At 40.9% G+C, this 10,063-nt stretch carries 9 protein-coding genes; 6 read left to right on the top strand and 3 right to left on the bottom strand.

Annotation, left to right across the window (positions count from 1 at the left end; translation table 11 throughout):
• Window positions 1-6 precede the first annotated feature (6 nt).
• The 6 genes from cmk to PSU78_RS05130 all read left to right on the top strand — a co-directional run bounded on the left by cmk (window position 7) and on the right by PSU78_RS05130 (window position 5,600).
• Window positions 7-672: a (d)CMP kinase gene (gene cmk / locus PSU78_RS05105; RefSeq protein WP_300385219.1), complete on the top strand. Its 666-nt coding sequence runs from the start codon at window positions 7-9 to the stop codon at window positions 670-672.
• A gap of 189 nt (window positions 673-861) precedes the next feature.
• Window positions 862-2,373 carry a 30S ribosomal protein S1 gene (gene rpsA, locus PSU78_RS05110; protein WP_300385222.1) on the top strand — a complete coding sequence of 504 codons (1,512 nt, stop codon included), beginning with the start codon at window positions 862-864 and terminating at the stop codon, window positions 2,371-2,373.
• A gap of 31 nt (window positions 2,374-2,404) precedes the next feature.
• Window positions 2,405-2,686: an integration host factor subunit beta gene (locus PSU78_RS05115; protein ID WP_013148307.1), complete on the top strand. Its 282-nt coding sequence runs from the start codon at window positions 2,405-2,407 to the stop codon at window positions 2,684-2,686.
• Between the two features lie 279 nt (window positions 2,687-2,965).
• Complete coding sequence (gene lapB / locus PSU78_RS05120) at window positions 2,966-4,147, top strand: lipopolysaccharide assembly protein LapB (protein WP_300385227.1); 1,182 nt, start codon at window positions 2,966-2,968, stop codon at window positions 4,145-4,147.
• 16 nt (window positions 4,148-4,163) lie between these two features.
• Window positions 4,164-4,868, top strand: coding sequence for an orotidine-5'-phosphate decarboxylase (gene pyrF, locus PSU78_RS05125; RefSeq protein ID WP_300385230.1), 705 nt, complete (start codon window positions 4,164-4,166; stop codon window positions 4,866-4,868).
• Window positions 4,869-5,027: 159 nt separating this feature from the next.
• A complete protein-coding gene (locus tag PSU78_RS05130) occupies window positions 5,028-5,600 on the top strand; it encodes a helix-hairpin-helix domain-containing protein (RefSeq protein WP_300385233.1) in 573 nt (190 codons plus the stop codon).
• Window positions 5,601-5,693: 93 nt separating this feature from the next.
• Here PSU78_RS05130 and PSU78_RS05135 read toward each other — a convergent pair whose 3' ends face one another.
• From PSU78_RS05135 to rtcR, 3 genes are all read right to left on the bottom strand, one after another.
• Window positions 5,694-6,149 (bottom strand): hypothetical protein, encoded by a 456-nt coding sequence (locus tag PSU78_RS05135; protein WP_300385236.1) that lies wholly within the window; start codon window positions 6,147-6,149, stop codon window positions 5,694-5,696.
• 46 nt (window positions 6,150-6,195) lie between these two features.
• The gene (gene metG / locus PSU78_RS05140) at window positions 6,196-8,268 is read right to left on the bottom strand and encodes a methionine--tRNA ligase (protein ID WP_300385239.1); all 2,073 of its coding nucleotides are present in this window, start codon (window positions 8,266-8,268) and stop codon (window positions 6,196-6,198) included.
• A 63-nt stretch (window positions 8,269-8,331) separates the two neighbouring features.
• Window positions 8,332-9,942 (bottom strand): RNA repair transcriptional activator RtcR, encoded by a 1,611-nt coding sequence (rtcR, locus tag PSU78_RS05145; RefSeq protein ID WP_300385242.1) that lies wholly within the window; start codon window positions 9,940-9,942, stop codon window positions 8,332-8,334.
• Window positions 9,943-10,063 lie beyond the last annotated feature (121 nt).

Here is a 10,063-nt window from a genome sequence, read left to right on the forward strand (position 1 = left end):
AAAATAATGAATCGCATTCCAGTCATAGCCATCGATGGACCTTCAGCCTCAGGTAAAGGCACTGTTGCGCAGCTTGTTGCAAGCAAGCTTGGCTTTCATTATTTAGATTCTGGCGCGCTATACCGCATTGTTGCTTTTGCCGCACAGCAAAACAATATCGCTTGGAGTGACGCGTTAGCCGTGACCGCATGTGGTAAAACACTCAAAATTGAATTTATCAACGAGCAAGTGTTAGTTAACAATCAAGATGTTTCCAACGAAATCCGTACTGAAGAAATTGGCAAAGGTGCGTCGCAAGTTGCTGTGCACGCACCATTGCGCGCAGCTCTGATCGATATGCAACATAGTTTTTGCAAAGCCCCTGGCTTAGTTGCGGATGGGCGTGACATGGGAACCGTGATATTTCCAAAGGCAGAGTTAAAAATATTTCTCACAGCAAGCACTGAAACGCGCGCACTGCGCCGCTACAAACAATTGCTAGGTAAGAACCAACCCGCCAATTATGAAAACATCCTGCAAGACTTAACTGAACGTGACGCTAGAGACAAAGGCCGTGCAAGTGCCCCACTACTTATGGCTGACGATGCGTCTTTACTTGAAACGGACAATGTAGGTATTTCAGAAGCCGTTGACTATATTTTGCAAAAATACCAAATCCTGCCCAATAGTTAAGTTTTTATACGGTTTTTAGTAGAAAATTACCAATAAATTTAGCGAATAGTCTTTTATTTTTCAAGGTTTTAGTTATAATTCTATTCTTTGTAATTTTTAAGAATTTTTCGTCTGCGTTTTACATTGATTCGCAGGTTTTTTTAATCACCCCACTGCTAGGTGGGATTATTTTTTAGGTAATTTTATTTAATGGCTTCTACTTCTACATCTACTGCTTCACCAATGGAATCTTTTGCTGCGCTTTTTGAAGAAAGCTTAGCTCACCAAGAAATGCGTTCTGGTGAAGTGATTACAGCTGAGGTTATCTCAGTTGACCAAGATCACGTGATTGTTAATGCTGGTCTAAAATCAGAAAGCGTTATCGCTGCTGAAGAATTCAAAAACGCTCAAGGCGAAATCGAAGTTCAAGTTGGTGACTTCGTAAAAGTGTTAATCGAAAAACTAGAAGATGGTTTCGGTTCAACATTGCTTTCACGCGAAAAAGCTAAACGCATGGAAACATGGTTAGATTTAGAAGATGCAATGAACGAAGGCCGTATCATTAAAGGTTTCGTTAGCGGTAAAGTTAAAGGCGGTTTACGCGTTTCTGTCAACGGCATCATGGCATTCTTGCCAGGTTCATTGGTGGATGTACGCCCAGTAAAAGACACTACCCCATTCGAAAATAAAGAGTGTGACCTTAAAGTAATTAAAATCGACCGTAAACGTAACAACATCGTTGTTTCACGTCGTGCAGTAATGGAAGTTAGCGCTGGTGCAGACCGTGATGCGTTAATGGGTACATTGGCTGAAGGCGCAGTGGTTAAAGGTATTGTTAAAAACATTACAGACTACGGTGCATTCGTTGATTTGGGCGGCATTGATGGTTTGCTACACATTACTGACTTAGCATGGCGTCGTGTAAAACACCCATCTGAAGTGTTAACAGTAGGTGAAGAAGTTGAAGCAAAAATCTTGAAATTCGATCAAGAGAAAAACCGTGTTTCACTAGGTATCAAACAGTTGGGCGACGATCCATGGGTTGCATTAACTCGTCGTTACCCAGTTTCAACACGTCTGTTCGGTAAAGTTTCAAACTTGACTGACTACGGTGCATTCGTTGAAATCGAACCAGGTATTGAAGGTTTAGTGCACGTTTCTGAAATGGATTGGACTAACAAAAACATTCACCCAGGTAAAATCGCTCAATTAGGCGACGAAGTTGAAGTGATGATTCTTGAAATCGACGAAGCACGTCGTCGTCTATCATTGGGTATGAAGCAATGTAAAGCCAACCCATGGGATGATTTCTCTGCAACGCATCACAAAGGTGATAACGTTTCAGGCCAAATCAAATCAATCACTGACTTTGGTGTGTTCATTGGCTTGCCAGGTGGTATTGATGGTTTAGTTCACTTGTCAGATCTATCATGGTCACAAACAGGCGAAGAAGCTATCCGCAACTTCAAAAAAGGTGACGAACTTCAAGCGGTGATTTTAGCGATTGATGTAGAAAAAGAGCGTATTTCATTAGGTGTTAAACAACTTTCTGCTGACCCTTCAGGCGCAACTGCTTCAACTGAAGAAAAATCAGATGCTAAACCTAAGGCTAAATCTGCAAAAGCTAAAGATGCTGCCCCACAAGTACCAAACGACGCAGCTTCTGCTGGTACAACTAACCTTGGTGCTTTATTAAAAGCTAAATTAGACAGCAAGAAATAAACTAAATAGTTAAGATAAAGGCACAGAAAGCATGACTAAATCTGAACTAATCACCTTGCTTGCTGAGCGTTTTCCGCAGTTAGTGGTAAAAGATGCGGAATTATCAGTAAAGGCGATTTTAGATGCAATGTCTGATAACCTCGCTACTGGCGAGCGTATTGAGATACGTGGCTTTGGTAGCTTTAGCTTAAATTATCGTCCACCACGTTTAGGTCGCAACCCTAAAACTGGCAGTAAAGTACAAGTACCTGAAAAACATGTACCTCACTTTAAGGCTGGTAAAGAGTTACGTGAACGTGTGGACTTAGGTTAAATACCTAAGGGTTAAATACCTAAGGGTTAAATACCTGAGTTAAGCATCTGAATTAACTTGTAGTTTTAAGTATTAATGTTTGAATAAAAAACGGCAGCCATAAGCTGCCGTTTTTTATTGCTCATCAATTTTGTTGTCCATCAATCAACAGCTTTAGTTAAAGCAAACTATATTCAATTATTTAAGCTAAAATTACACCTATGTAATATGTGTGCAAATCAAGCAGTATGACTCAATTAAATATCCTATATAACCAAGCATTAGTAAAAGCGAAACCTCATGGAATTTGAATTTTGGTGGTTATTAGCACTCCCCTTATTTTTTAGCTTAGGTTGGCTCGCGGCGCGCGTAGACCTTAAACAGCTACTTGCTGAATCTACAGCACTACCTGCAGCCTATTTTAAAGGCTTAAACTTCTTAATTACGAATCAACATGACAAAGCCATAGAGGCTTTTTCTGAGGCTGTTCAAGCGAATACAGATTCATTAGAACTGCACTTTGCCTTAGGAAGCCTGTTTAGAAAACGTGGTGAAGTTGATCGCGCAATTCATCTACATTTAAGCTTACTAGATAAAAAAGATCTAGAGCCGCAACAAAAATTAGCTGTGACGGCTGAACTAGCACAAGACTATTTAAAAGCTGGCTTGTTAGATCGTGCGGAAGAACTTTTTGAGTCGCTCAATGATGATAGATACCGCCAACCTGCCCTGCGTGCTTTACTAGAGATTTATGTGAGAGAGCGCGAATGGGAGCGCGCGATAAAAGCAGCAACTGAGCTAGAGCGCTTATCTGGCGTGCCATTCCGTGTTGAGGTTTCACATTATTACTGCGAAATGGCGGTTAAATCCAAATTAGCAAATGATTTGCACACCGCTAGATTTGAACTAGAACAAGCACTCAATGCAAATAAAAACTGTGTGCGAGCAAATGTGCTATTAGGCGATATGGAGGCCGAAGCTGACGCGCATAAAGAAGCCATTTCAACGTGGCGTAGAATCGAGTTTCAGCAACCAGAATACTTGGGCTTAATTGCACCTAAACTACTCAATAGCTATCGCGCAATTAATCAAACTACAGATGGTCTAGCGCTACTACAAACGTATTTGCAAAACTATAAATTAGCATCACTGATTAATGTACTATATGAAGCTACTTTAGCTGAAAAAGGCCCTGAAAGCGCAGCAGTATTAGCACGCACCGAGCTCATTAAAATGCCAAGCTTAAGCGTGCTTGACCAACTACTACAAGCTAGAACCATTGCCTTAAAGCAGCATAGTAATAGCGCAGAAAATACCACATTTAACGATATTCAGCTGATGCAGCAAACAGTGCGTCATGCCATAGGCAACAAAACTGCTTACCACTGTGTGCAATGTGGGTTTAAAGCTAAATATCACCACTGGCAATGCCCTGCATGCAATGCATGGGAAGCACTGCCAGCAGAACCCACTACCATTTAATATAAAAATCTCACCTATGAATAACGACCCGAAAATTATCGTTGCACTTGACTACCAAGACGCAGCAAGCGCGCTCAAACTAGTAGAACAATTAGATCCATCACTTTGTCGATTAAAAGTTGGTAAAGAGCTATTTACTGCGGCAGGTCCACAATTTGTAGAACAACTGACTCGCTCAAATTTTGGTGTGTTTTTAGACTTAAAATTTCATGATATTCCAAATACCGTAGCTAAAGCTTGCGCTGCGGCCAGCAATTTAGGTGTGTGGATGCTTAATGTGCATGCCAGTGGCGGGTTAGAAATGATGCAAGCTGCCCAACAAGCCGTCCAACAAAGTGAATCTAAACCACTATTGATAGCAGTGACCGTATTGACGAGCATGAACCAAGCTAGCCTGAATCAAGTTGGCATACAAACTGACTTAGCCACTCATGTCTTAAACTTGGCAAGCCTGACTCACGAAGCTGGCTTAGATGGAGTTGTTTGCTCAGCGTTAGAGGCACAAATGTTACGCGCCAAACTAGGTGGTAAATTTTGCCTAGTAACTCCTGGTATACGCCCAGCTAATGTCAACCAAGATGACCAGTCACGCGTTGTTACGCCTGCAAATGCACTTAAGAATGGATCTAGCTACCTAGTAATAGGTCGACCTATTACTATGGCAGAAAATCCTCGCAAAGCATTAGAGGCTATTCATCAAGAATGTAACTCAGCCTTGTAAGCTTGGTGTAAGCAAGACTGTGGCATGATAGATTTTGTATTGTAACTATTTGTATCATTGATAGCTTTAAGTTATGATTGATCAAGTAATTCAATTTTTTTGAGTAATACTTTTTATATTAGTTTTAAACCGTGCTTTTCAAACCTTGGAGAATCAAAAATGAAAAAAATATTATTAGCATTAGTTACTTTTTTAAGCTTTAGCATTAGCGCGATGGCTGGCGTAAATATTAATACAGCAACTCAAGCTGAGCTTGAAAGCCTAGATGGTATTGGCCCAGTAAAAGCTCAAGCTATTATTGACTACCGCAAAAAAAATGGTGGATTCAAATCTGTTGATGAGCTTGAAAAAGTTAACGGTGTTGGCCCTGTTACATTACAAAGTGTTCGTAAAGATATTTCTGTAAGCGGCGCCACTACTGCTGTTGCAAAAACAGCTGACACAAAAGCGGCACCAGCTAAAGATGCAAAGGCTAAAGATGTAAAACCAGCAAAAGAAATGGCAAAAGCAACCCCAGCCGCTCCTGCAGCAACGGTTAAAGTAGATGACAAAGAAGCTGCTAAGAAAGCTAAAGCGGATGCTAAAGCAGCAAAAGATGCTGAAAAAGAAGCTGCTAAAAAAGCTAAAGCTGACGAAAAGGCGGCTAAAAAAGCAGCCGCAGATGAAAAGAAAGCCGCTAAAAAAGCTGAAGCTGATAAAAAAGCAGCGGATGCTAAAGCAAAAGCTAAATAATTTAAAGATTTAACTCAATAATCATGAAGCATTCGTTTTAAGTGCTTATTGCTTACTAATGATAATAAAAAAGCCGCTTTCGCGGCTTTTTTATTAATCTTCGTGACCATGTCCATGCTTATGTTTATTTTTGTAATGTCCTTTACCACGTTTATGTTTATGGCCGCCATTTGAAACATTTGCAGAAGGTTCAGTAATAACCTTACCAACCGCAGCACCCCCTGCGCCACCAAGACCAGCCCCAACGACTGCGCCAGTGCCGCTACCGCTCACTTTGCGACCAACATAAGCTCCACCAGCTCCACCAGCAGCTCCACCAACAATAGCGCCAGTTTGGCCTTCGCCCTTAGTGGTTACTCCTGCCCCAACACCACCACCTACCGCACCACCTAAAACTTCTCCTGTGCTTCCACCTACAACGCCACCAAGCGCAGTACCTACAGCAGCTCCTAAACCACCTCCAACCGCTGTTTTAGCTGTACTATCCGCAGCCATCGCTTGACCTGATAATAACAAAACTACCAATAAAGGTATTTTAATAAATTTCATTCTTACTCCTCTAGTTATTTTAAAAAAATACTTTCTGATACTACAGTTACTTAACTCGCATCCCTAGCTTTGCACCTACATCTGGACTCAATATAAATGGACCGCCATTTTCATCACTTGCCGCTAGTACCATACCTTCACTCATGCCAAACTTCATTTTGCGCGGTGCTAAGTTTGCCACCATGACGGTTAAGCGACCGACTAAAGTCGTAGGATCATAAGCAGATTTAATACCAGCAAATACTTGACGTGGTTTTTCCTCGCCTATATCAAGTAATAGCTTCAATAGCTTTTCTGCACCTTCAACATGCTCAGCATTTATGATTTTAGCGATACGCAAATCCACTTTAGTAAAGTCATCTATGCTGATGTATTCGGCTTCAGGTAAAGCAGCTGTAACTGGTACGGCCTTACCTACCGCAGGCTCACTTACTTGTGGTGTTGCGAGTAAGTTTTCTTTATTAACCTCAGTCATGGCTTCAATCGCTTTAGGATCAATTCGCGTAATTAAATGTTCATAAGCATTAATGCTGTGCGTTGGTAGCAATGACGCACCTACAGTTTGCCAATTGAGCGGCTCAATATTAAGAAAACGTTCAATTTCATAGGCTAGTTTTGGTAGTACTGGCTTTAAATACAAAGTGAGCAAGCGGAACATCTCAAGTGCGTCTGAACACACTTGTTGCAAAGCTTCATCTTGCCCTTCTTGTTTGGCAATGACCCACGGCGCTTTGTCCGCGACAAAACCATTCGCTAAATCAGCTAAACGCATAATTTCACGTAAAGCTTTGCCATATTCACGGGCTTCGTAACTGTCAGCGATAGCCTGTGAGGATGCCGTAATTTCAGTAACGACTGAATTACTAGCGGTCGGATTTAACTTTCCGTCAAATCGCTTATTAATAAAACCAGCTGTACGACTCGCAATATTGATGTACTTACCCACCAAATCACTATTCACGCGTGCGACAAAATCATCTAAGCTCAAATCAATATCTTCCATCGTACTATTGATTTTTGCCGCATAATAATAACGCAAGTATTCTGGATTTTTAATATGGTCTAAGTAGCTGCGTGCAGTAATAAATGTGCCGCGAGACTTACTCATCTTCTCGCCGTTTACGGTTAAAAACCCGTGAGCAAAAACTTGTGTAGGTTTACGGTGCCCGCTGAACTCTAGCGTTGCCGGCCAAAACAATGCATGGAAATACAGAATATCTTTACCAATAAAATGGTAAAGCTCTGTTTTACTGTCTTTAGACCAATACTCATCGAAATCAAGACCTTTAGTTTGGCAAAGGTTTTTGAAGCTCGCCATATAGCCTATAGGCGCATCTAGCCACACATAAAAATATTTACCCGGCGCATCTGGAATTTCAAAACCAAAATACGGCGCATCACGGGAAATATCCCAATCATTTAAACCGTTTTCAAACCACTCACCCATTTTATTCGCTGCTTCACCTTGCAACGTACCTGAACGTGTCCAATCCTTTAAGAACTGCTCGCACTCAGAAAGTTTGAAAAAGTAATGTTCAGTTTCTTTACGAATAGGTGCTGCGCCTGAAACAGCCGAGTATGCATTAATCAACTCAGTCGGATTGTAAGTTGCGCCACAGACTTCACATGAGTCGCCATATTGGTCCTTCGCATGGCATTTTGGACACTCGCCTTTAATAAAACGGTCGGGCAAGAACATGTTTTTAACGGGATCGTAAAATTGCTCAATGATTTTTGTGGCAATTTTTCCGTTCGCTTTTAATTTTCTATAAATACTTTGCGAAAGCTCTTTATTCTCAGGTGCATTGGTTGAATAGTAATTATCAAACTCTACTAAAAACTCACTAAAATCTGCGGTATGCTCTTTGTGAACACCATCAATCAAGGCTTCTGGCGTGATGCCCTCTTTTTCTGCACGCAACATAATCGGCGTGCCGTGTGTGTCATCGGCACAGACATAATGCACAGTATTCCCTTGCATTTTTTGAAAACGTACCCAAATATCAGTCTGAATATATTCCACCAAATGTCCAAGGTGAATACTGCCATTGGCGTACGGAAGTGCGGAGGTAACGAGAATTTTACGAGGGTTAATGGCTAAAGAATGAGATTGTGACATGAGGTAAATGAACCAATTTGCTAAAATAGTCATTTTAGCAAATTGCTTGCTACTAAGTATTAATTAGTGCGAGTTTATTGCGTTAATCCCTTCAAAACTCAAATTAAATCGCTGCAAATAGACTTTTAAGCGATTTGTGTCATTGCTACTGGTTTTTTGTTGGCGTGATACATTAAATAACACCCTCCCAGCTTCAGCCGCACTTTTGCTTTGTTTGCAGACCTTTATCACCTCAGTAAGCTGAGCTTGGTCAAAAAAATCAATCCCTTGCAAAGTTTGTTGGCTTAACAACTTAGCTAAAGTTCGTTGATTTTCGTCGACAGGTGACACGCCCTGCCAATCTCGGATTAAGCGTGTTATTTCAGCTTGTACAATACTTTCGTTAATCCGCCCACCTTCTGCCAAAGTTGCCATTCGCGTAATACTTGCATTTAAATCTCTAAAATTAGCTCGCCAAGTCGCTTGTGCTGAATAGCCAAATGTTAAATATTGGCTTAATGCAGCTTGGCTAAAACTGACCTTGTAACCAGCTTGTTGCATAATTTTTTGTAACTCAAATTGAACATTCGGCTCCAAGTCTTCTATACGCTCTTTTAATGATGGCAATTCATATGTCCACAAATTGATGCGTGCAAGCAAATCCTCTCTAAACAAACCTTGTTGCACGCGTTCATACAGCTGTTGATTTGTGCCAGCAATCAGTTGGAAATTACTAGACACCATTTTATCGCTACCTAGTGGCGTAAATTCTTTATCCTCGATGGCACGCAATAGCATCGCTTGCTCATCCAAGCCTAACTCACCAACTTCATCTAAGAACAATAATCCATTATTGGCCTCACGCAGCAAGCCTAAACGCTCTGACATTGCGCCAGTAAAAGCGCCTTTTACATGGCCAAACAAAGTGCTCATGGCATTATCTCCGCGCAAGGTTGCACAATTAACATCTACAAATTTAGCGACGATTTGCCCGCGTTGTTTTTTTAGTGCATAAATACGTTTAGCCAAACGCGTTTTACCTGCGCCAGTTGGCCCCGTGAGCAACATAGATGCTGATGATTTAATGGCTACCTGCTCAATTTGCTCAATCATGCGATTAAAATTGGCGTTTCGTGTAGCGATACCATCTTTCAAATAAGCGTTAGCTGTTAAGGATTCCATGGCAAAACGCGAGGCAATTTGATCGTATTGCGATAAATCTAAATCTATTACTTGCATCGTACCTAGCGAGGCATTAGGTTCGCCTTGCTTCAGGGGCGAAGTTTGTAGCAGTTTTGCGGGCAAATAGCGCGCCTCTGTCAGTAAAAACAAACAAATTTGTGCTACGTGCGACCCTGTAGTGATATGCACATAATAATTTTCTTTATCAATATCAAATACTTGTTTGTTTGAAAATGCATAAAGTTGAGAGTAAACCATTTCAAAATCCCACGGGTTTTGATAATCAACCTCATGTAAAACAACCTCAGTTTGCGGTGAAAGCTCGCGCATATCATTGGCTGTTATTTTAGCCAGCTCTATTTCATCTACATGATGAATAAGTACAAAGCGCGAGACAGCAAAATTTTGCTGCAACAAAATAGAGACGCTAGGCCGCCAGCGCCCAAAACGCCACTTACCCAAACCACCATGATCTAATCTCGAACCTAAAATACCAATAACAACATTATTCATAAAAGTAATTAGCTATTTATTTAGATATATTTATTGTAATACAAATATGCTTTCTAATAAAAAATATTTGGGGCTGTCCTAGATAACTAGCCCATATGTTTCTTAACCCATTGTTTTATTT

It is taken from the genome of Methylotenera sp. (genome assembly GCF_029945705.1).
Classification (GTDB): domain Bacteria; phylum Pseudomonadota; class Gammaproteobacteria; order Burkholderiales; family Methylophilaceae; genus Methylotenera.

Bases quoted from the DNA above. Each gene is read 5' to 3' on its own strand.
- cmk (WP_300385219.1), top strand. From the start codon at position 7: ATGAATCGCATTCCAGTCATAGCCATCGATGGACCTTCAGCCTCAGGT.
- rpsA (WP_300385222.1), top strand. From the start codon at position 862: ATGGCTTCTACTTCTACATCTACTGCTTCACCAATGGAATCTTTTGCT.
- PSU78_RS05115 (WP_013148307.1), top strand. From the start codon at position 2,405: ATGACTAAATCTGAACTAATCACCTTGCTTGCTGAGCGTTTTCCGCAG.
- lapB (WP_300385227.1), top strand. From the start codon at position 2,966: ATGGAATTTGAATTTTGGTGGTTATTAGCACTCCCCTTATTTTTTAGC.
- pyrF (WP_300385230.1), top strand. From the start codon at position 4,164: ATGAATAACGACCCGAAAATTATCGTTGCACTTGACTACCAAGACGCA.
- PSU78_RS05130 (WP_300385233.1), top strand. From the start codon at position 5,028: ATGAAAAAAATATTATTAGCATTAGTTACTTTTTTAAGCTTTAGCATT.
- PSU78_RS05135 (WP_300385236.1), bottom strand. From the start codon at position 6,149: ATGAAATTTATTAAAATACCTTTATTGGTAGTTTTGTTATTATCAGGT.
- metG (WP_300385239.1), bottom strand. From the start codon at position 8,268: ATGTCACAATCTCATTCTTTAGCCATTAACCCTCGTAAAATTCTCGTT.
- rtcR (WP_300385242.1), bottom strand. From the start codon at position 9,942: ATGAATAATGTTGTTATTGGTATTTTAGGTTCGAGATTAGATCATGGT.